This is a genomic window from Streptomyces sp. NBC_01485 (assembly GCF_036227125.1).
Lineage (GTDB): Bacteria > Actinomycetota > Actinomycetes > Streptomycetales > Streptomycetaceae > Streptomyces.
The window spans coordinates 3,326,078-3,347,780 of the sequence record NZ_CP109435.1 but is presented as its reverse complement, the minus strand read 5'-3'; the positions used below and the strand labels follow the sequence as shown (position 1 = coordinate 3,347,780).

The 21,703-nt window shown below is 71.4% G+C and carries 18 protein-coding genes, 1 tRNA gene and 1 pseudogene; 14 read left to right on the top strand and 6 right to left on the bottom strand.

The window, feature by feature from the left end; genetic code table 11:
- Positions 1-90: 90 nt before the first annotated feature.
- Positions 91-163, bottom strand: a tRNA-Arg gene (locus tag OG352_RS15310).
- Between the two features lie 321 nt (positions 164-484).
- Between OG352_RS15310 and OG352_RS15305 the strand changes: the two genes are divergently transcribed.
- The 13 genes from OG352_RS15305 (at position 485) to OG352_RS15245 (ending at position 15,616) form a co-directional block, all read left to right on the top strand.
- Entirely contained in the window at positions 485-2,092 is a 1,608-nt protein-coding gene (locus OG352_RS15305) for a dynamin family protein (protein ID WP_329217493.1), read from the top strand.
- Between the two features lie 3 nt (positions 2,093-2,095).
- Positions 2,096-4,189 (top strand): YfjP family GTPase, encoded by a 2,094-nt coding sequence (locus OG352_RS15300; protein ID WP_329217492.1) that lies wholly within the window; start codon positions 2,096-2,098, stop codon positions 4,187-4,189.
- 324 nt (positions 4,190-4,513) lie between these two features.
- On the top strand, positions 4,514-5,026 hold the full coding sequence (locus OG352_RS15295) for a single-stranded DNA-binding protein (RefSeq protein ID WP_329217490.1): 513 nt from the start codon (positions 4,514-4,516) through the stop codon (positions 5,024-5,026).
- A 339-nt stretch (positions 5,027-5,365) separates the two neighbouring features.
- Positions 5,366-6,838, top strand: a complete 1,473-nt coding sequence (locus OG352_RS15290) for a TQXA domain-containing protein (RefSeq protein WP_329217489.1) — start codon at positions 5,366-5,368, stop codon at positions 6,836-6,838.
- Between the two features lie 201 nt (positions 6,839-7,039).
- Positions 7,040-7,483 carry a hypothetical protein gene (locus OG352_RS15285; RefSeq protein ID WP_329217488.1) on the top strand — a complete coding sequence of 148 codons (444 nt, stop codon included), beginning with the start codon at positions 7,040-7,042 and terminating at the stop codon, positions 7,481-7,483.
- A gap of 236 nt (positions 7,484-7,719) precedes the next feature.
- Positions 7,720-8,295: an AMIN-like domain-containing (lipo)protein gene (locus OG352_RS15280; RefSeq protein ID WP_329217487.1), complete on the top strand. Its 576-nt coding sequence runs from the start codon at positions 7,720-7,722 to the stop codon at positions 8,293-8,295.
- A gap of 280 nt (positions 8,296-8,575) precedes the next feature.
- A complete protein-coding gene (gene lanL, locus OG352_RS15275; RefSeq protein WP_329217485.1) occupies positions 8,576-11,104 on the top strand; it encodes a class IV lanthionine synthetase LanL in 2,529 nt (842 codons plus the stop codon).
- Positions 11,038-11,577 (top strand): lanthionine synthetase LanC family protein, encoded by a 540-nt coding sequence (locus tag OG352_RS15270; protein ID WP_329217484.1) that lies wholly within the window; start codon positions 11,038-11,040, stop codon positions 11,575-11,577. The genes lanL and OG352_RS15270 overlap by 67 nt, the downstream gene beginning before the upstream one ends.
- Positions 11,561-11,692 (top strand): hypothetical protein, encoded by a 132-nt coding sequence (locus OG352_RS15265; protein ID WP_329217482.1) that lies wholly within the window; start codon positions 11,561-11,563, stop codon positions 11,690-11,692. Before OG352_RS15270 ends, OG352_RS15265 begins: the two co-directional genes overlap by 17 nt.
- A 396-nt stretch (positions 11,693-12,088) precedes the next feature.
- Positions 12,089-12,619 carry a hypothetical protein gene (locus OG352_RS15260; protein WP_329217480.1) on the top strand — a complete coding sequence of 177 codons (531 nt, stop codon included), beginning with the start codon at positions 12,089-12,091 and terminating at the stop codon, positions 12,617-12,619.
- Positions 12,620-12,860: 241 nt separating this feature from the next.
- Entirely contained in the window at positions 12,861-14,525 is a 1,665-nt protein-coding gene (gene ettA, locus OG352_RS15255) for an energy-dependent translational throttle protein EttA (protein ID WP_329217478.1), read from the top strand.
- A gap of 6 nt (positions 14,526-14,531) precedes the next feature.
- On the top strand, positions 14,532-14,942 hold the full coding sequence (locus OG352_RS15250) for an acyl-CoA thioesterase (protein ID WP_329217476.1): 411 nt from the start codon (positions 14,532-14,534) through the stop codon (positions 14,940-14,942).
- The gene (locus OG352_RS15245) at positions 14,939-15,616 is read left to right on the top strand and encodes a hypothetical protein (RefSeq protein ID WP_329217474.1); all 678 of its coding nucleotides are present in this window, start codon (positions 14,939-14,941) and stop codon (positions 15,614-15,616) included. The genes OG352_RS15250 and OG352_RS15245 overlap by 4 nt, the downstream gene beginning before the upstream one ends.
- A 53-nt stretch (positions 15,617-15,669) precedes the next feature.
- Here OG352_RS15245 and OG352_RS15240 read toward each other — a convergent pair.
- From OG352_RS15240 to OG352_RS15230, 3 genes and pseudogenes are all read right to left on the bottom strand, one after another.
- Positions 15,670-15,987, bottom strand: a pseudogene (locus OG352_RS15240) (four-carbon acid sugar kinase family protein); the annotation flags it as partial.
- Positions 15,988-16,164: 177 nt separating this feature from the next.
- On the bottom strand, positions 16,165-16,869 hold the full coding sequence (locus OG352_RS15235; protein ID WP_329217472.1) for a FadR/GntR family transcriptional regulator: 705 nt from the start codon (positions 16,867-16,869) through the stop codon (positions 16,165-16,167).
- A 135-nt stretch (positions 16,870-17,004) separates the two neighbouring features.
- On the bottom strand, positions 17,005-17,418 hold the full coding sequence (locus tag OG352_RS15230; RefSeq protein WP_329217470.1) for a globin: 414 nt from the start codon (positions 17,416-17,418) through the stop codon (positions 17,005-17,007).
- Positions 17,419-17,501: 83 nt separating this feature from the next.
- Here OG352_RS15230 and OG352_RS15225 point away from each other — a divergent pair, with 83 nt between their 5' ends.
- Positions 17,502-18,527 (top strand): methyltransferase domain-containing protein, encoded by a 1,026-nt coding sequence (locus OG352_RS15225; RefSeq protein ID WP_329217468.1) that lies wholly within the window; start codon positions 17,502-17,504, stop codon positions 18,525-18,527.
- 86 nt (positions 18,528-18,613) lie between these two features.
- On the opposite strand, the gene OG352_RS15220 is transcribed toward OG352_RS15225, so the two are convergent.
- Positions 18,614-20,245 (bottom strand): FHA domain-containing protein, encoded by a 1,632-nt coding sequence (locus tag OG352_RS15220; protein WP_329217466.1) that lies wholly within the window; start codon positions 20,243-20,245, stop codon positions 18,614-18,616.
- Between the two features lie 73 nt (positions 20,246-20,318).
- Positions 20,319-21,665 carry a vWA domain-containing protein gene (locus OG352_RS15215; RefSeq protein WP_329217465.1) on the bottom strand — a complete coding sequence of 449 codons (1,347 nt, stop codon included), beginning with the start codon at positions 21,663-21,665 and terminating at the stop codon, positions 20,319-20,321.
- Between the last annotated feature and the right edge of the window lie 38 nt (positions 21,666-21,703).

Genomic DNA, 21,703 nt, shown 5'->3' with positions numbered 1-21,703 from the left:
TGATCACCGGGGCGGCCCGGCACTCTTCTGTGTGTGGCTGCACCTGCCCTGAACAGCAAAAACGCCCTCCCGGGGGAGGGCGGAGACTTGCGCCCCCGGCAGGACTCGAACCTGCGGCCAAGCGCTTAGAAGGCGCCTGCTCTATCCACTGAGCTACGGGGGCCGGGTGTGGTGGCCTCGTACGTGCTGCCCGGGTGTGGGCTGATCCGTGACGTTGCCGGGGACAAGGATAGGGCTCCCGGTTCCTTGTCCTGGTTCCTTCACCTCCGTGGCTCAATGTGGAGGTTCGGTGAAGCGGTCCTGATAATCGCAGGCAGGTGCGAATCGTGCATCGCTTTTGGCGTCCACGGCCACGGGTGTTGTGCACTCGTTATGCCTGGGCTGTGCCTCTGTCCCAGTCGCACCTTCCATCCCTTGTGTCCTATCGGCGCGCAGGCATGCCTATATGCTTCATAAATCCCCTAAAATTGGGCATTCTTCGCATGTGGTGACCTTGGACGTACGGCCTCAGCTGCTCGACGCACTCTCCGCACTTCGCGACCGTGTCGCCGCCGCACGCTTCCCGCTGCCCCTCGCGGGTGCTCCACGCGCGCGTGCCAACCGCGACGAACTGCTCGCCCAGCTCGACGACTATCTGGTGCCCCGGCTCAGGCAGCCCGAAGCGCCGCTGCTGGCCGTCGTGGGCGGCTCCACCGGCGCCGGCAAGTCGACGCTCGTCAACTCCCTGGTGGGACAGCGCGTCAGCGAGGCGGGCGTGTTGCGGCCGACGACACGAACGCCGGTGCTCGTATGCCACCCGGAGGACCATCACTGGTTCAGCGGCATGCGGGTGCTGCCCGGCCTCACGCGCGTGTGGGCACCCCATCAGGAGTCGGCGGACGACCTGTTGCTCCCCGGCGAGGACGGCAGACGCGTGCTGCGCATCGAGACCGCCGACACCCTTCCACCGGGCCTCGCCCTCCTCGACGCACCCGACATCGACTCCCTGGTGGCCGACAACCGCGTCCTGGCCGCCGAACTGATCTGCGCCGCCGACATCTGGGTGATGGTCACGACGGCCGCCCGCTACGCCGACGCCGTGCCCTGGCATCTGCTGCGCACCGCCAAGGAGTACGACGCCATGCTCGTGACCGTCCTCGACCGGGTCCCCCACCAGGTCGTCGGCGAGGTGTCCCGGCAGTACGGTGCCCTGCTGACCAAGGCCGGGCTGGGCGACGTACCGCGCTTCACGGTGCCCGAGCTGCCCGAGTCCGCCTGGGGCGGCGGGCTGCTTCCGGCCACCGCCGTGGCGCCGCTGCGGACCTGGCTCGTCCACCACGTCCAGGATTCCAACTCCCGCCGCTACGCCCTGACCCGCACGGCGCACGGCGTCCTCGACTCCCTCAAGGCCCGGCTGCCCGAACTGGCCGGCGCCACCGCCGCGCAGTACGCGGCCGCGCTCCGGCTCACCTCGGCCGTCGACGGGGCGTACGACAGCGAGCACGCGCGCGTGCGGGGCCGTCTGCAGGGCGGCGCCGTGCTCGCCGGCGACGCGCTCAAGCGCTGGCGGGCCTTCCCGCTGGACTGCACCGCCGGCGAACTCCTCGACGCCCTGGTGGAGAGCCTCGGCGCGCTCCTGCTGTGCGCCGTCACCGCCGCCGACGAGCGCGTCGACGAGGCCTGGCGGCGCGAACCGGCGGCGAGCGCCCCCGAGCTGACCGGCCCGGACACCTCCCCGGAGAACGCCGAACACCGGATCGGCCTGGCCGTACGACGGTGGCGGCGCGAGCTGGAGGAGTACGCCGAGGACGAGGTACGCGGCCTGGAACGCGGCGTCGCGCCCGATCCGGAGCCGGTCGCCGCGCTCGTCGCCACGGCCCTGCTGGGCGGCCGCAGGGCGCGTTCCGCGGGCGAGGGACTCGCCGAGCGGATCGGCGCCCACGGCGCGCTACGCCTGCGCGACCGGGCCGGACGGCTGCTCACCGAGCACCTCGACCGCGTGATGCGCACCGAACGCGAGCGCCGCCTCGCCCCCCTCGACGGACTCGATGTCCACCCCGAACCCCAGGCCGAACTCATCGCCGCGCTGTCCGTACTGCAGAAGGAGAGGTGACCGGTGACCGCCGTCACTGACCAGGACCACACGGGCAACAGGGATCAGCAACAAGAGCAACAGCAACAGCAACAGCAACAGCAACAGCAAGAGCAGCAGCAGCCTGAACAGCAGCGACACTCGCAACAGCAGGCACAGCAGGCACAGGCGGAGCGGAAGAAACAGGCGGAGAGCAGCAGCCCGGGGGTGGAGGAGAACCCGGAGGCGGGGGCGCAGGCGCTGCCCGAGGAGGGCAAGGACGCCTCCTCGCCCTCCTCGCCGCCCTCCTCGCCTCCGGACTCGCGTACGGAATCCGCCGGAGCCTGGGACGACGGGCTCATCGCCCGCCGGGTGAGCGAGAACTCCGCCGCCGGGCAGGCCGCCGTCATGGCGAGCAGGATCCGTGGCGGGGGTGCGAGCGGCGGCGGCGCAGGCGGTGGTGGCGCGGGGGCTGGTAGCACGGGTGCGGGCGGCAGTGCTCTGCCCGCGACCCCGCTCGCGTACGACGGCTCCCTGCGGTCCCGGCTGGACGCGCTGCGCGAGCTCGTGGGGCTCTCCCGGACCCGGCTCGACAGCAGGACGCTCGCCGAGGCCGGCCGGGTCCTCGACGAGGCGGCGGCCCGGCGCAGGCTCTCCGGGCAGCACACCGTCGTCGCCCTCGCGGGCGCCACCGGGAGTGGCAAGTCGCAGTTGTTCAACGCCCTCGCCGGCGTGACCATCTCGGAGACGGGCGTACGCCGTCCGACGACCGCCGCGCCCATCGCGTGCAGTTGGAGCGACGGCGCATCGACCCTCGTCGACCGGCTCGGCATCCCGGGCCGGCTGCGCAAGCGGCCGGTGCAGAGCCCGGACGCGGAGGCGCAGTTGCGCGGGCTCGTGCTGATCGACCTGCCCGACCACGACTCGGCGGCCGTGCAGCACCGCGAGCAGGTCGACCGCGTGCTGGGGCTCGTCGACGCGGTCATCTGGGTCGTCGACCCCGAGAAGTACGCGGACGCCGTCCTCCATGAGCGTTATCTGCGGCCCATGGCAGGGCACGCGGAGGTCATGTTCGTCGTCCTCAACCAGGTCGACCGGCTGCCCGGAGAGGCCGCCGAGCTGGTCCTCGACGACTTGCGTCGCCTCCTGGACGAGGACGGCGTAGCCCTCGGGGAGTACGGCGAACCGGGCGCGACCGTGCTCGCCCTGTCCGCGCTCACCGGGGACGGCGTCGGGGAACTGCGCGAAGTGCTCGGCCAGTTCGTGGCGGAGCGCGGCGCCGCGGCACGGCGGATTTCGGCCGATGTCGACGCCACCGCGTGGCGGCTGCGGCCCGTCTACGCCACCGGTCGGCGCAGCGGGCTCAGCGAGGAGGCGCGGGACGAGTTCGCAGGCCGGCTCGCGGACGCCGTCGGCGCCACCGCGGCGGGCGAGGCCGCCGAACGCGCCTGGCTGCGCCACGCGGGACGCGCGTGCGGGACGCCGTGGCTGCGGCTGTGGCGCTGGCAGCAGGACCGGTGCGAACCGCCCACCGGACGGCTCTCGGTCCGCGCCCAGGCCGACGAGGAGGCCACGGCACGGCAGCGCGTCGAGCAGGCGGTGCGCACGGTGTCCGAGCGGGCCTCGGCGGGGCTGCCCACGCCGTGGGCGCAGGCCGTGCGGGAGGCGGCCGTACGCGGGGCGCAGGGGCTGCCCGAGGCGCTGGACGACCTGGCGGCGCGGGCCGGGCTGCCGCCTGGACGGCCGCCCCGACCGGGCTGGTGGCCGGTGGCCGTCCTGGCGCAGGCCTGCATGACCCTGCTCCAGGTCGTCGGCGGGCTGTGGCTGATCGGCCAGATCGTCGGGTTCATGGCGCCGAACCTCGGAGTTCCGGTGCTGCTGATGGTGGCAGGCATCATCGGCGGCCCGCTCGTCGAGTGGAGCTGCCGGATGGCGGCCCGGGGACCGGCCCGGCGGTACGGGCAGGACGCGGAACGCCGACTGCGGGAGGCGGCGGCCGGCTGCGGCCGGGCACGCGTACTGGACCCCGTGGCCGCGGAGCTGCTGCGGTACCGGGAGGTCCGGGAGCAGTACGGGCGGGTCACGGGCGCGGGGGTGGAGACAGGGGCCGGCGCTGGGGCCGGGGCCGGGGTGCGGTGAGCTGGGGGAGCGTGCGGTGAGGTGCGGTGCGGTTGTTGGGCGAGGGGTGATCCACCGGTGGGGGTGATCCACAGGTGGGTACGGGCGGGCACGGGTGGGGTGATCCACAGGTGGCGGGGACGGTGGTCACTCGTCCGGGTGGTGGAGTTTTCCACAGGCGGACGGTGATCCACAGCGCTCGGCGGGCCCGGCCCGGCGGAGGCAGTCTGGCTTCACGGCGATCGCGGCGATCACGACCGCGACCGCCGCGACGGACGCAGCCGTACGGGACGGGCCCGTACGCGTATCCGGGCGGCGCGACCGTCCGGCGAGGGAGGGGTTCGCGTGAACGAGACGACGATCTGCGCGGTGGGCAACGTGGCGACGACGCCGGTCTACCGGGACCTGGCGGCGGGCGCGTCGGCGAGGTTCCGGCTGGCGGTCACCTCGCGCTACTGGGACCGCGAGAAGAGCGCCTGGACCGACGGACACACCAACTTCTTCACGGTGTGGGCCAACCGTCACCTGGCCACGAACGCGATGGCCTCGCTGAGCGTCGGTGACCCGGTGATCGTGCAGGGCAGGCTGAAGGTGCGCACGGAGCAGCGCGAGGGACAGCAGGGCTGGACGTCGGCGGACATCGACGCCGTGGCGATCGGCCATGACATCGCGAGGGGCACGTCCGCCTTCCGGCGCTCGGGCCGCCCCGAGCCGACGACCGCCGGCGCACCGGCGCAGCCCGAGCCCAACTGGGAGACACCGGCCGCGACTTCCCCGGCACGGGAGCCGGGGCGAGATCGGGATCGGGAGCGGGAGCCAGACACGTTGCAGCGAGGCGAGCCGGTGGCGGTGACGTGAGCCGATGGAGGTGACGTGAACGGAGGAGGGTGGTGACGGAGTGTCAGCGGTCACTCCGCCCCACTCCTGCCCCACCCCGCTCAACCGCTGACCGAACTGAGGCTTATCAGCGGATGCGCCCCGAACGACTGAGTGGATTTGTCGATAAGCCGAATTCGCGGGCGACTCGTAGTCGATCTTGGGGATAACGATTACGAGTCGGATCGGCGATCCGATGAGATGACCGGTAGGCGTGGTGCGTGGCGTCTCTAGGATGCCGGACGTGGCCCACGGGGCTTCTGATTCTGCTGGTGGGACCGTACCCCCCACGTCAACGTGTCCTGCTCGAAGGGGATTTGCGTGATTTCTTCGTTCTCCGCGCCGTTCGCGCGCGGACGAGGGGTGGTCCGTCTCGCCGCGGCGACATTGGTGTCCGGCCTCGTCGCCGCCGGCGTGATCGCCGGTGCGGGCACGGCTGCCGCCACCGAGATGACACAGAGTCAGGGCGGAGCGACCGCGACCATAGGCGGCCTCAAGACCTACGGCGCCGCGGTGATCCACGCCGAGGGCGGGGACCGGAGCGGGGAGCAGGGCGAGGGCCGGGTTGAGGGTGAGGGCCAGGGCGGGGACCAGGAGGTCTCGGCCGGCCTGTTCGAGATGTCCGTCGAGGGCGGCGGCACCCTGCAGACCTACTGCGTCGACCTCTACAACCCCACGCAGAAGGACGCCAAGTACCACGAGACGCCCTGGAGCGGCACCTCGCTGGGCGCCAACCAGGACGCGGGCCGCATCCGTTGGATCCTGCAGAACTCCTACCCCCAGGTCAACGACCTCGCCGCGCTCGCGGACAAGGCCGGTATCGACGCCGGTCTCACCGAGCAGGACGCGGCCGCCGGCACCCAGGTGGCCATCTGGCGCTACTCGGACGGCGCGGACGTCGACGCCGTCGACCCGCAGGCCGAGCGGCTCGCGGACTACCTCCAGAAGGCCGCCCGCACCGTGGCGGAGCCCAAGGCGTCGCTCACCCTCGACGCGTCCGCCGTCTCCGGCCACCCCGGCGAGCTGCTCGGCCCGGTGACGGTGCACACCGACGCGACCGGCGTGACGGTGACACCGCCGCTGGACGCCGCCACCAGCGGGGTACGGATCGTCGGCAAGGACGGCACGGTGGTCACGTCCGTGACGGACGGCAGCCAGCTGTTCTTCGACGTGCCCGCCGACGCGGTCGCCGGCTCGGCCGAGCTGACCGTCCAGGCCTCGACCACCGTCCCCGTCGGCCGCGCCTTCACCTCCGAGAGCCGCAGCCAGACCCAGATCCTGGCCGGCTCCAGCGAGTCGACGGTGTCGGCGACGGCGAGCGCGACCTGGGCGAAGCAGGGTGCCATACCGGCACTGTCCGCGGCGAAGAACTGCGCCAAGAGCGGCGTGGACATCACCGCCGCCAACCAGGGCGACGCGGCCTTCGACTTCGGGCTGATGGGCACCCGGCACACCATCCCGGCCGGCGCGTCCCAGACGGTGACGATCCCCCTCCAGGAAGACCAGGCCTACGACTTCACGATCAACGGCCCGCAAGGCGCCGAGTACCGCTTCACCGGCGTCCTGGACTGCAAGACCCAGGCCGACGAGACCGCCGGCCTGACCACCCAGACCCTCAGCGAGCCGAGCCCGGCCACGGTGGGCGGCACCTCCACGGTGGACGACACCAACCTCGCGGCGACGGGCGGCAGCAGCGCCACCCCGCTGATCGCGGGCACGGCCATCGGCCTGGTGGTCATCGGCGGCGCGGCCCTGCTCCTCGTCGGCCGAAAGGAGAACGGGGCCCAGGACTGAGAGCGGGGAGGGTACGAGGGGACACGAGCGTCGACGGCAACTTGCCGTAGCTGACGGGATTCGACGCCGAGTCGGTGACGTTTTGCTCTATTCCGGTCGGGCGTTCGACCTCGACAATCGGAAAGCCAAGGAGAGCGGCGGGACTTCTGCTGACGAATCCTTTGGCGGCCACCCCCCTCGCACCATCCGAAAGGTTCCACCATGCTTTCATCCGGTCGTCTTCTCCGCAGTCGGGCCCTCGGTGCCGGCGTCAGCGCCGGTCTTGTTCTCGCGACAGTTGTCGGTGCGACCGCCGTGGGCGCGGGCACGGCGTCGGCCGCGACTGTGTGGACCGGGCAGGTCACCAACCGCGGACTTCCGTCCGGAACCAACAGCGTCCGGATCAGCGAGGGTGGGGGCAGTGCCTGCTCCACGATCAATCGCGACGGTGTCATCAGCAACTTCAACTTCAGGGCCACCATCCGCGCCGACCTGGTGTACACGCTGAGGACCTACCGGAGCACCGACTGCTCCGGTGCCGAGGTCTCCGGCGCGGCCGCCTACCGGCTTCCGGCCAACTCGGACCGTACGGACACGGGCCTCGACTGCCGACAGGTCGCATTCATCTATCCCCGCGGTGTGAACTGGATCAACTGCGGTGTCTAGAACGACTGCTGAGAACAAGAGCCGCTTCAGCGGCGGAGGTGCACACGTCGCCGCCCACGCGGCTGCCTGCGCCGACGACGGGCCGTCGAAAACCTGACGGCCGATGACGGTCGATGAGGCCGGTGCGGAGTCCGCCCGTCCGTTGCCGTTTCGTGATCGTCCGGGCCAGGTCCGGTCACATCGTGAACCCAGTCTGGATCACCAAGTCCACCCGTACTCGATCATGGGGAGCATGCATGCGACGACTTGGAACCACACTGGCAGTGCTCGTGCTGGCGGGAACCGGCATCGCGGGAGCGGTGGGGACGGCGCAGGCCCGCACCGCCGCGTCGGCAGTGTGTGAGACCGGGTGGGGGAGCCTCGAGAAGCGCGTCGCGCCGACGGACGACCACAAGCCCCCGCTGACGAACATCAGGACCGGCCAGCACGAGTGCTTCGACCGCATGGTCCTCGACTTCAAGGGCGGTTCGACACCGGGCGCGCTCGGCTACCGCGTCAAGTACGTCGACAAACTGACCACGCCCGGCACGGGGGAGATCCCCGTCTCCGGCGGGGCGATCCTGCAGATCTCCGTGAGTCCGAACTACGACCCGGCCACCGGCGCGGAGTCCTACCCGGCGCAGCACGCGCAGCCGCTCCCCGGAGTGGACATCACGGGCTACAGGACGTTCCAGGACACCCGCTACGTGGATGCCCTGGAGGACGACGTACTGGTGGGAGTCGGCGTGCGGGCACGACTGCCGTTCCGGGTGACCCAGTCGGGCGACCACCTGATCGTGGACGTCGCCCACTCCTGGACCGCCTCCTCGTAACCCCCGCCCCACCCCCGCCCCACCCCCGCCCCACCCCCGCCACATCCGCCCCGCACGGCCTCCCGGCAGACGCCGAAGGTCGTGCGGTGCCACGTTTTCACGGCAACGCCAGGTGGGTCGATCGGCCGTCACCGGCTGCCGTGCGGGCGTCCTAGCGTGGGGTGGGACGAACGCGGAGGTGCGGAATGAACACGAGTCGCCCCGAACCCGGGCTTGAGCGCACGGAGTTCAGGTCGGCCCAGGGGGGCCCGGTGACGACGACCGCACCTACCGGGACATCGTGACCCGCCTCGGCGCGGCGGCGGCAGCGGGGGAGGACTGGCGGAGCGACGTCCGCGACATCTGGTGCGTCATGAGCCCGCCCGGCGCCGCGCTTCGTACGCAGGGCTGGAAGATCCATCTGTCGGCGACCCCGGGCTCCGCGGAGGAGGTGCTGGGCGCTGCCGCCCGGGTGTTGTTGCGGGAGCGGGTCGTCTTCAAGTTCGCCCGGGACCCGAGCCGCTTGCGGAGTCTGCTGTCCAGGAGTACGGACCGGGGCTCGGCGGGCAAGTTCGTCACCGTCTGCCCGGGCGACGACACGCAGTTCGTCCGGCTTCTCGATGCCCTGCACCGGGCCACGGAGGGCATGGAGGGGCCGGCCGTCCTGTCCGACCGCCGCTACCGGCCGGACAGCGTCGTGCACTACCGCTACGGAGGCTTCGGCGGTATTCCGCCCAGGCTCGATGACGACGGCTTCTACGTGCCCGTCCTCGTCGCGCCCGACGGCGGCTGGACTCCCGACGAGCGCAACGCCTGGTTCGCGCCCCCGTCCTGGGCGGTGCTGCCGCCGCTGCCCGGCGACGAGACCGAGGCCGAGACCGAGGCCGAGACCGAGGCCGAGGCCGAGACCGAGGCCGAGGCCGAGGCCGAGACCGAGGCCGAGACCGAGACCGAGGCCGAGACCGAGGCTGAGGTCGAGACGCCCGCGCGGGCCGGGACGTCGGCCTCGGCCTCGCCCTCGGCTTCGTCCTCGGGCGGCACGACCCCGTCTCCCGTTCTTCTCGGCGGTCGCTTCCTGGTGCGCGAGGCCATCCGGCACTCCAACAAGGGGGGCGTCTACCGTGCGCTCGACCGGCACGACGGCGACCGCACGGTGGTGCTGAAGGAGGCGCGTCCCCACATCGAGGCGAAGCCGGACGGTACGGACATCCGTGACCAGCTCTGGAACGAGCACCGGGTCCTGACCGTGCTGGAGCCGTTGGGTATCGCGGTGCGGCCCGTGGGCCTGTTCGAGTATCAGGGCCACGTCTTTCTCGCCGAGGAGGAGGTGCCCGGCGCGAGTCTGCGGACCTGGGCGCGGGACCGGGTCCAGGCGGAACCCGGCCGGTTCCTGACCCCCGAGCAGGTGCGCCCCGTGGCCCGGCGTCTGGTGGACCTCGTCGCCGCCGTGCACGACAAGGGGCTGGTGCTGCGGGACCTCACCCCCGGCAACGTGATGGTGACTCCGGAGGGCGCGCTGCTCCTCATCGACACCGAGTTCGTGGCGGTGGCCGGCGAGCAGGTGACCCCTGTGGGCACCCCCGGATTCATGGCGCCCGAGGTCCGTACCGGCGAGGACCGTACCCCTGCGGTCCGTCCCCCTGCGGCCCGCACCGGAGTGGATCGCACGCTCGTGGCGACAACGGCCGCCGACCTCTACAGCCTCGGCGCGACGCTCTTCTACCTGTGCACCGGCAGCGTCCCCCACCTCACCGACGACCGGCCCGGCCCCGCCGACGGCCCGCGGCCACGGCCGCGCCCGCAGCCGCGCCCGCACGACGAGCGGGTGCGGAACCTGGTGGGCGCCGTCGCCGCCGACAACCCGGCGCTCGCCGCCCTCGCCCCGCTCGTCACCGCACTCATGCGGGAGCGGCCGGCGCGGCGGCCCGCGCCGGCCGAGGCGAGGGACGCCCTGCACGCACCGCCCGCGGCTCGGGTGGTCGTCGAGCCGCGGCAGCCCCTCGTACCCGTGGACGCGGAACGGCTGCTCGCCGACGGCTGGGACGAACTCGCCGCCGCCCTGACCCCGCGGTCCGGGCTCGCCCCGTGGTCCGCTCCGGCGGTCGGCGGAAAGCGCTTCGACCCGTTCGCCGTGCACGCGGGCGGTGCGGGGACGCTCGAGGTACTGCGTCGCGGGGCCCTGACCGGGCACGGCGGAGAGAGACTGTTCTCCGCCCTGCGCACCGCTCTGACCTGGCTGGACCGGCACGTCGACCGGGAGCCGCGCCAACTGCCCGGCCTCCACTTCGGCCGCGCGGGCACCTACTGGGCCATGTACGAGGCCGCCGACACCCTCGGTGAGGAGGAGATCCGGCAGCGCAGCGCGCGGCGTGCCAAGCGGCTGCCCACGGTGTGGCCCGTGGCCGACGTCACCCACGGCCTCGCCGGGAACGGGCTCGCGCAGTCGCACCTGTGGCGCCGCACCGGGGACGAGGAGTTCCGGGACCGGGTGGAGCGGTGCGTCACCTCCCTGCTCGACGCCCGTACGGCACAGGGGAGGAGGTGGCTGGAACCGGACGAGTTACGCGGCACGCCCAACCCCGGTGACCTCGGTTTCGCTCACGGGATCGCCGGAATCGCCACCTTCGTCCTGGCCGCGGCGCGGGACCTGGACCGTACGGACCTCCTCGACGCGGCGGTGCGCAGCGGAGAGCTGCTGGTCTCGCTGGCCCGCGAGGACGGCGCCGGCGTCACCTGGCCCGGGGCGGCGGCCCCACGGACGACATGGCGATGCGCCTGGCCTACGGGTGCGGGTGGTGCAACGGGGCGCCGGGAATCGGCACCTTCCTGATCCGGCTGTGGCAGGTCACCGGTGACGACCGGCTGCGGGAGGCCGCGCACCGGGCCGCGGTCAGCGCGCGCCGCCAGAAATGGCTGCTGGGCCCTTCGCACTGTCACGGGCTCGCCGGAAACGGGGAGTTCCTGCTGGACATGGCCGCCGTCACCGGTGAGTCCTGCTATCGGGACTGGGCCGCAGAACACGTCACGGCGCTGCACCGGTTCTGTGCGCTGCACGAGGACCGGTGGGTCGTCGTGGCGGAATCCGCCACCGGGATCACCGACCTGCTCCACAGCTACAACCTGGGCATGGCCGGACCGATCGGATTCCTCCACCGCTTCCGCCACGGCGGTGACCGCTGGTGGATGGCGGACGACTCCACGCCGGCGGCACCCGGCCGCGGGCAGGACCGTCCGCAACAGAAACCCGACAGGAATACGACAGGAACACGACAGAAAGGTGAGCACGATGACGGACAAGGTTGAGGACCTGCAGATGCTGGAGGCGACCGAGATGGTGAACGCGGACGGTCTGCACGACCTGATCTGCTGCTGGGACACGGTCACCGGCGCCGGCGAGTCGCACGCCTTCGTAGCCTGACCCTGGGGTGCAGTCGGCCGCGAATGTGACACATCGCCGGGGATGTGTCACATTCGCGGAACTGTGACCCTGCCCCCCCATGGATCCGCCAAGCGTCGATCCTGTCGGGCTCGCGCCCCGCGCGCCTCGGGGTCAGGGTTCTCCGGTGCCGTGCAATCGCCAGAGGACCGTGTCGTCGTACCGCTGGTCCGCCCGGGAGGGCTCCCGCGTCGTCGGCGATCACCACCGTTACACCCGCCCGAAGACACCTCACCGGCGCCCACGAGAAGGGGGAGAGGGGAGATGCGTAGGACGTCGGGCGCAGGCCGGGATGGCCGATGGCACGACGACCCCGCGCCGTTCCGGAGCGCAAGATTCCGACGTTTGTGTCAACTCGCCACTTGGCAGCATCTCCCCATGCCGGACTTAGGGTTCCTCGTCGCCGCAGTCACCGGCGCCACAGCGATCCTCGCGAGCTGGGTGGGCAACCGGGGCAGCACACGGGCCGCACGGATTCAGGCCGAGACGGCCCGCGCCGCACAACAGGCGGAGAACATACGAGCCTCACGACGGTCCGCATACGCCCAGGTCGTCCACAAGTCACACGTCGTGGGCGACTCGTTCCTCGGCATCCTGCCGGCGGTGCAACTGACCGACCCGGAAGAGCGAACATCAGCGCTGAGAGAAGTCCTTCGTCAGCACCTCCGACTGCACGCGGAGATGACCCTCGCGATCTACACGGCGAACCTGGAGGGCCCGGACGATGTCTCGCAGGCGGCCGGCCGCCTGGAGGCAACCTCCAAGGACGTCTACGTCGCCATCGAGGCCATGGCCGAAACCTCCGCCGTGTACAGCCCCGACTTCGACACGGCCTACCACGCGTTCTGGGACTCGCTGCGAAGTTTCACGACGACAGCAAGAAACAGCATCCGCGACGCACGTCAGTGACCTCACGCCAGGAGGGAAGCCCGAAGGGGCCTGCCATACGGTCCTCACAAGGCCCCGGCTGACCATGAAATCCTCGGCTGACTCCCGGCCGACGTTCCCCAACGTTCCGAGCCCCAGCCGTCCACCCCGAACCCCCAGCTCACAGCCCCCCGACCAAACGGGTTACCACCCAGGGCTGGACCTCAGGCAAGATGGGGTGTATCTGCCCACTGCCTGATTTCAAGCTGCCGGACGGTTTCTCTTGGCTGAGTACATCTACACCATGCGCAAGACGCGCAAGGCGCACGGCGACAAGGTCATCCTTGACGATGTGACGCTGAGCTTCCTGCCCGGCGCGAAGATCGGTGTGGTCGGGCCGAACGGTGCCGGTAAGTCCACCGTTCTGAAGATCATGGCGGGGCTCGAGCACCCCTCCAACGGTGACGCGTTCCTGTCGCCCGGGTACAGCGTCGGCATGCTGCTGCAGGAGCCGCCGCTCGACGAGGCCAAGACCGTGCTGGAGAACGTGCAGGACGGCGCCGCCGAGATCATGGGCAAGCTGAGGCGGTTCAACGAGGTCGCCGAGCTGATGGCGACCGACTACTCGGACGCGCTGCTCGACGAGATGGGCAAGCTCCAGGAGGACCTGGACCACGCGAACGCGTGGGACCTGGACACCCAGCTCGAGCAGGCCATGGACGCCCTGGGCTGCCCGCCCGGCGACTGGCCGGTCACCAACCTCTCCGGTGGTGAGCGCCGCCGCGTCGCGCTGTGCAAGCTGCTGCTCGAGGCCCCTGACCTGCTGCTGCTCGACGAGCCCACCAACCACCTGGACGCCGAGTCCGTGCAGTGGCTGGAGCAGCACCTCGCGAAGTACCCCGGCACCGTCGTCGCCGTCACCCACGACCGGTACTTCCTGGACAACGTCGCCGAGTGGATCCTGGAGCTCGACCGCGGTCGCGCCCACCCCTACGAGGGCAACTACTCCACCTACCTCGAAACCAAGGCGTCCCGCCTCAAGGTCGAGGGGCAGAAGGACGCCAAGCGGGCGAAGCGGCTCAAGGAGGAGCTGGAGTGGGTGCGGTCCAACGCCAAGGGGCGTCAGGCCAAGTCCAAGGCGCGTCTCGCTCGCTACGAGGAGATGGCCGCCGAGGCCGACAAGATGCGGAAGCTGGACTTCGAGGAGATCCAGATCCCGCCGGGTCCGCGGCTCGGTTCCATCGTCGTCGAGGTCACCAACCTCTCCAAGGCCTTCGGCGACAAGGTCCTCATCGACGATCTCAGCTTCACGCTGCCGCGTAACGGCATCGTCGGGGTCATCGGTCCGAACGGCGCCGGCAAGACCACCCTCTTCAAGATGATCCAGGCTCTGGAGACTCCGGACTCCGGCTCCATCAAGGTCGGCGAGACCGTCAAGATCTCGTACGCCGACCAGAGCCGCGAGAACATCGACCCCAAGAAGTCGCTGTGGGCCGTCGTCTCCGACGAGCTGGACTACATCAAGGTCGGGCAGGTTGAAATGCCCTCCCGCGCCTATGTCTCCGCCTTCGGGTTCAAGGGGCCGGACCAGCAGAAGGCCGCCGGCATCCTCTCCGGTGGTGAGCGCAACCGGCTGAACCTCGCGCTCACCCTCAAGCAGGGCGGCAACCTGCTGCTCCTCGACGAACCGACCAACGACCTCGACGTCGAGACGCTGTCCTCCCTCGAGAACGCGCTGCTGGAGTTCCCGGGTGCGGCCGTGGTCGTCTCCCACGACCGGTGGTTCCTGGACCGGGTGGCGACGCACATCCTCGCCTACGAGGGCGACTCCAAGTGGTTCTGGTTCGAGGGCAACTTCGAGGCGTACGAGAAGAACAAGATCGAGCGGCTCGGTGCGGACGCCGCTCGTCCGCACCGTGCCACCTACAAGAAGCTGACCCGGGGCTGATCGATCTTGCGGCACATCTACCGCTGCCCGCTGCGCTGGGCGGACATGGACGCGTACGGCCACGTCAACAACGTGGTCTTCCTCCGCTACCTGGAGGAAGCCCGTATCGACTTCCTGTTCCGTCCGGAGAAGAACTTCAAGCAGGGGTCCGTGGTGGCGCGCCATGAGATCGACTACAAGCGGCAGCTCGTCCACCGCCACACGCCCGTGGACATCGAGCTGTGGATCACGGAGATAAGGGCGGCGTCCTTCACCATCGCCTACGAGGTGAAGGACGACGACCTGGTCTACGTACGGGCGTCGACGGTGGTCGTGCCGTACGACTTCGAGACCGAGCGACCGCGCCGGCTCACCGGCGAGGAGCGCGAGTTCCTCCAGGAGTACCGGGACGACGCCGAGAAGGCCGTCGCCGCATGACGGTGCTCCACCTCGCCGACGAGGGGGAGGCGGCGGACCTCGCGGCCTTCCTCTCCCGGCTGCTCCACTACGACCGTGGAGCGGCGGTGCGTCTCCAGGCGGCCGGCACCGCGCTCGCCGTCTTCGGGCGCCCGCCGTCCTTCGAGGTGCTCGCGATCCGCGCGGTCCGGCTGGCCAAGCCGTACGAGAACGGCCTCGACGTCACGCTGGACGTGACGGTGTCGGCGGGTGAGCTGCTGGAGGCCGTCGACGAGAGCGCCGCGACGGCCGCCGTTCCCGGGGCCGTCACCGGGCCGCCGTGGGCCGGGGTACTGCCGCCGCGCGGTGGCTGGCGGCCCGAGCCGGGGCTGCCCGCGCCGGACGCGCTGCGGGCGATGGTCGGTGCGGTCGTCGCCGAATTCCGGTCCCGCAGCGAGGAGTTGGCGGACGAGCTGCGCACGCGCGCCGAACTCGACCGGATCGGGCGGGAGATCTGGTCCCGGACGGTCGGGGACACCGGCCTTCCCGTACGGGCCGTGCACGCGGCCCAGTCACTCGGTTTCCTTCGCCCTTCGGCGAGTTCGGGAGATCTCGCGCTGCTCTCCCTCGGCGGCTGGCTGCGGCTGCGCACGCCGTACGGGTCGATCGCCGTACGGCGGGCGGGGCTGGGAATGCCGCTCCTCAGCGTCCGCTGACCATCCCCGTCACCCCCCGTCGCCTGTCCAGGGTTACACCAAAGGCCAGAGCTCAACTCCTCGGCCAGGACGTCCGTTTCGAGCGGGAAGTGACCGCGGAGGGTGGAGTCGCCGCGGGAGGCGACGACGTACGGGACCTGCTCGGCCTCGGAGGCCTCGTGCAGGGCGCGGACGATCTCGCGGTTGCGGGTCGCGGCGTCCTGGGGGGCCAGGCTGCGGGTGTTGGTGAGGACGAAGAAAGCGGGGCTGTCCTGGCGCAGGGCCCAGCGGAGGTCGTCCACCGTCCAGGTGGTGAGGACGGGTATGTCCTTGACGGTCTGGGTGCCGGTGGGGTCGTCGTCGAGGACGGCGAGGCGGGGGGCCGACTCCATGCGGGCCGCCACCTAGGACGGTGCGATCTCCCTGACGGGAGGCAGGCCGGCGAGCACTTCGGACTCGGGGAGGGCATGGCGAGGCAGGGGCATGGCGGGTTCCTGGGGTGGGGTGTGGTGGGGGGAGTGCTACTCGGCTGCGCGGCTACTCAGTAACTCGATTGCTCGGTCACTCAGTCACTCGGCGGACTTGACCACGTGTGTGCGGTAGTCCGTCGCCGTCTGGTTCATGTGGGCGTTCATCGCCTCGCGGGCCCGGTCCGGGTCGCCGGACTCCAGGGCCGCGAGGACCTCCTCGTGGTGGGCGATCGCGTTGACGCGGATCTGCGGGACGGCGCAGGTCTCGCGTCGGCCCTCGGCGAGGAGGGCGCCGAAGGGCTCGAAGAGGAGGGGGACGAAGAGGTTGCCCGTCGCCCGCATCACGGTGGCGTGGAAGTCGATGTCGGCCTGCACGAACTTCTCCGTGTCGGCCTCGCCGGCGGCGTCCCGCATGGTGGCGAGGTGCTCGCGCAGTTCCGCGAGGTGGGTCTCGTCGCGGCGCAGGGCGGCCAGTTCCGTCGCGCCGTTCTCGATGAGGCGCCGGGCCTCGATCAGCCGCTCGGAGAGGGAGGAGCGGGAGGTGTGCGAGGAGTGGGACGCGGCGCGTACCACCGCCTCGAGGGCCGTCCAGCGGTCCGGCGGGTTCACGTAGGTCCCGCGGCCGCGGACCACCCGGACGACGTTCTTCGCGCGCAACTGCTTCACGGCCTCGCGCACCGTGAGCCGGCTCACGGCCGCCTGCTCGGCGAGCTCGGCCTCCGGGGGGAGCGCGGCGTCCGGCTGGTGGGTGCCGTCGATGATCTCGCTGAGCAGACGCTCGGCGAGGTCTTCGGAGAGCGACATCGATCCTCCGGGGGCGGGCGGGAGCAGGAAGCATGGGGGCTGGGCATCTGACGTCAGACGTCTGATGTCTCGTACCATGGCAGCGGGTTTTGGGGTGCGTCAACACCCTGACCCGCGGTGGTTAGCCTGCGGCAGTCAGTCCGGGGTGTTCACCATGGACGCCGCCGCGTACGTCAGGTAGTTCCACAGCGTCTGCTCGTGCTCCTCGGACAGGCCGAGCTCGTCGACCGCGTCCCGCATGTGCTTCAGCCAGGCGTCGTGCGCGGCCCGGTCCACCGCGAACGGGGCGTGCCGCATACGCAGGCGCGGGTGGCCGCGGTTGTCGCTGTAAGTCGTCGGACCGCCCCAGTACTGCATGAGGAACAGCGCGAAACGCTCCTCGGCCGGGCCCAGGTCCTCCTCGGGATACATGGGCCGCAGGATCGGGTCCCCGGCGACTCCCTCGTAGAAACGGTGGACCAGTCGGCGGAAGGTCTCCTCCCCGCCGACCTGCTCGTAGAAGGTCTGCTCCTGAAGCGTGCCGCGCCGAATCTCTTTCACGTCTCCCATGGTCTCAGACGGGGAGACGGAGGACCTGAGGCTTAGGACCACCCACGTTCGCCTCGGGGCGCGTTCCGCCGCACAGTTGAGTCATGGGCACCCACGCCGCCGACAGGGATCCGGAAGGCCTCGCCGTTTCGGCGCGGGTCGCGCGGGCCGAGCTGGTCCGCGAGATCGAGGCGAGCGGGGCCTTCGCGGCCGACCCGGGGTGGCGGGAGGCCTTCGCAACGGTCCCGCGCCACCTCTTCGTGCCGTATTACTACGCCAGCGCCGGCGGCGGCGACGGCACAGGCGGCCTGGGCGGCGTCGGAGGATACGAACGGCGCTGGGGCGAGAGTCCCGACCCGCGCACCCGGGAGCGGTGGATGCGCGGCGCGTACGAGGACGTCCCGCTGGCCACCCGGCTGCGCGACGGCGTGCTGCTCTCCTCCAGCAGCCAGCCCTCGCTGATGGCGCTGATGCTGGCCGAGCTGCGGGTCGAGGACGGCGACACGGTCCTGGAGATCGGCGCGGGGACGGGGTACAACGCGGCGCTGCTGTCGTACCGGCTCGGCGCGGAGAACGTCACCACCGTCGATCTCGACCCCGAGATCACCGAGTCCGCCCGCCGGCACCTCGCCGCCGCCGGGTACCGGCCGACCGTCGTCACCGGGGACGGGGCGCGCGGGGTTCCCGAACGCGCCCCCTTCGACCGGATCATCGCCACCTGCACGGTGACGGCGGTCCCGCGCGCCTGGCTCGCCCAGTGCGTCCCCGGTGCGCTGATCCTGGCGCCGCTGGCCACCGGACTGATCGCGCTGACCGTCCGGGACGCCGGACACGCGGAGGGCCACTTCCTGCACACCGCGGCCTACTTCGTGCCGCTGCGCGGGTCGGACCGGGCCGAGCCGGAGCCGGTGGCGCTGGCCGGGGTGCCACGCCGGGCCAGGGAGAGCGAACGGTTCCGCTTTCTGCTGGCCCTGACCCGCGGCACCCTCGACCCCCAGGAGGCGTGCGCCCTGTGGGAGCGCCAGGGCATGCCGGGACGGGAGCGTTACGGCATCACGGTCGGCGCCGAACACGCGTGGGCGTGGCTGGACGAACCGGAGGGGCCGTACGCGTGGCCCCTGCCGGGTTAGCCGGGGGTTGGCCGACCGGCATCCGATTACCCGATTACCCGATTACCCGATTACCCGGCTGCCCGGCTGAGCGGCTGCCCCGCTGTTCAGCCGCGTCGGACCGTGATCGTCGTCCAGGCGCCCACGTGCACCTGGTCGCCGTCCTGTAGCGGCACCGGGACGAACGGCTGGATCGGCTCCTCGGAACCGTTGACCGTCGTGCCGTTCGTCGAATTCTGGTCGACGACGGCCCAGTTGCCGTCCGGCTGCTGGACCAGCACCGCGTGCTGGTGCGAGACGCCCGGGTCCTCCGGCGGCACCGACAGGTCTATGTCGGGGGTCTCGCCGGTGGAGTGGCGGCGGCGGCCGATGGTGATCTGGTTGCCGGTGAGGGTGCGCTGCTGCTCGGGCGAGTACGCGGGCAGGTTCAGGCCGGCGGCCTCGGGGCCCGAGCGGTGCATCATCGCCATGAAGTAGCCGCGGTCCGGGCCGATGGTCGCCGTCCAGGTCGCCGGCTGCTGCGGGAACGCCGGGCCGGGTGGGGGCGGTGCCTGCGTGACGCCGGGCTGGGGGTAGCCGTAGCCGCCGCCCTGGCCCCGACCCTGGGTGTTACCGGGACCGCCGGGGCCGCCCTGGCGGGGGTCGGTGTTGGACGGCGGGGAGATGACCCAGTCGTCGTCACCGCCGCCGAAGGGCTGACCGCCCGGCTGCGGACGGCCCGTCTCCTGCGGATAGCCGGGCGGGGCCGACTGACCGGACGGCCCGGACGGCTGAAACGCCTGCGGAACCCCGGGACCACCCTGACCGCCGGGACCACCTTGGCCTCCGAGATGACCCTGACCGCCGGGACCGCCCTGCCCCCCAGGACCGCCGTAGCCGCCCTGACCCGGGAAGCCGGGTCCGGCCGTGGGCGTGGGCCCGGGCGGCGGCGGAGCCTGCCGCGACGGGTCGCCGCCGTAGCCGGACGGACCACCCTGGCCACCTTGGCCACCAGGACCGCCGGGACCACCAAAACCACCCGGACCACCAAAACCACCCGGACCCGGACCGGAAGGCTCGCGTCCGAAGGGATCGGAGGACTGCCCGCTCTGCTCACGCCGGTAGGGGTCCACGGGAGGACCGGGAGGCTGCCCGAAGGGGTCGCCGCCCGGACCGGCAGGACGGGAGGGGTCACGCCCGTAGGGACCGGGCGGGGGCCCACTGGGCCTGCCCGGCGCACCAGGACCACCGGGACCACCCGGGCCGCCCGGCCGTCCCGACGGGTCGCCGCCGAACGGCGGGATCGGTTCTGCGGGGCGGTTCACCTGCGACGGACGGGAACCCTGGTACTCGAAGGAGTCACCGCCGCCGTAGGACGGGGGCGGCGGCTGGAAGCGGGCGTCGGGGCCGCCGGGACCCTGGCCGGGGCCTTGGCCGGGCGCCGGCGGGCGCGGGGCGGCCGGGGTGTACGAGGTCGCCGTGTTGGTCAGGAAGTTCCACCGGCACTCCTCGCAGAACGGCGCACCGCCCTCACGGGGCGTACGGCACTGCGGGCAGAGCTCGGGCTCGTGATCCGGTACGGAGGACAGGTGCTGTCCACCGGGCTGGCCGCCCTGACCGGGCGGGGGCGGCGGGAAGCCGTAGCCGGCGGTCGGGGGCGGTGGGGGAGGGAGCGGAGGTACGGAACCGGCCATGCGGTGACCGCAGACCTCGCACCAGTCGTCGGAACCCGACTGGTGTCCGTTCGGGCAGGTCGGCATGTCGGCGCGTCCCCCTCTCTCCTTCGGTGTCCCAAAACGTCGTACAACTTGTTCAGTTCACGGCTGGTTCAGGTCACTTCTTTACACGAACAGTCTTTGTGGACCGGGTCTCGAGCGTCATCTCGTCGGCGTCCGTGACCTTCGCCTTCAGTCGCACAGTACCTGTCGTCGCATCGACGACGTCCACCACCTTCGCAAGCAGTTTCGCAGTATCTCCGTTCCCCGAGACGCTCGCGAGCTGAACGGCCCGGCCCAGTTTGGCCGTTGCTCCATCCATATCGCCCGCTTTGCGAAGATCCAGACCTTGTTGGATGACTTGCGCCAGTTCTGCCTGGCCGGTGTAGTGCGCGACCTGAGGGTTGATCGACGTGGAGGCGGCCATGTCGTCGGTCCACACGGCCCGTACGAGACCCTGCGCGCCCAGGTTCTGGACGGTGCCGTCGGGCTGCGGGATGACCAGGGACACCCGCGCGGCCAGCATCTCCTGGCCGACGTTCGCGATCGGGACCTCGACGCACACGTGGTAGTCGCGGGACTCGTCGCCCCAGGAACCGGTGGGGTAGTCGCCCGCGCGCGGGCCCGCCTCCGTACGGCGCCCGGTCAGCTCCTCGACCGTCGGCGCGACCTGCTTGACGAACTTGATGGCGGTGCCGACCGGGGTCCACAGCCGCAGGGCGACGTCGGCGACCTCCTTGCCCATCGCCGTCTCCATCATCTGCGTGAAGTCGGCGGCGAGGCCGGCCGGGTCGGCGACGATGTCGGCGGTGCCGAGCAGGGCGGAGGCGATCCCTGTGACGTCTTTCACTTCCCAGTCGGTGCCCACGCCACGGGCGTCACAGGTGAAACGTCCGGCGCAGTCGTCGAGGGCGGCCTTGAGATCCTGCGGCGCCTCGTGCTCGTTGCGGCCGTCGGTGAGCAGGATGCCGTGCCGGATGGCGACGTCGGCGGTGGACAGCAGCCGGTCGGCCAGCCGCAGCCAGGTGCCGATCGCCGTGCCGCCGCCCGCGCTCAGCCGGCGCAGCGCCTGTTTGGCCTGCTCACGGGTGGTCGCGTCGGCGACCGCCAGCCGGCCCCCGCACGGATAGACCTCCTTGGCGACGTGCGTGCCGCCGATCACCGCGAAGTGCACGCCGTCGCGCAGGGTGTCGATGGCGGCGGCGGTGGCGTCGCGGGCGTTGCGCATCTTGGTCGGCGGGTAGTCCATCGAGCCGGAGCAGTCCACCATGATCGCCACGGCGGCGGACGGGCCCTGGCTCGTCGAGTACAGGTGCGGCGCGGCGACCGCGCTGCCCACCGTGCCGCCGCCGGTGGCGCTCACCGTGACGATCGCGCTGACCTCGCGCCCGCCCTCCGGCAGGTACTCGTTCTGATAGACGTCCACCGAGAACTGCGGCACGTTCGACTTCGAGAAAATGGCCATGCCTACTCAAATCCCCCTTGAAAACCCCACGTTCGTGG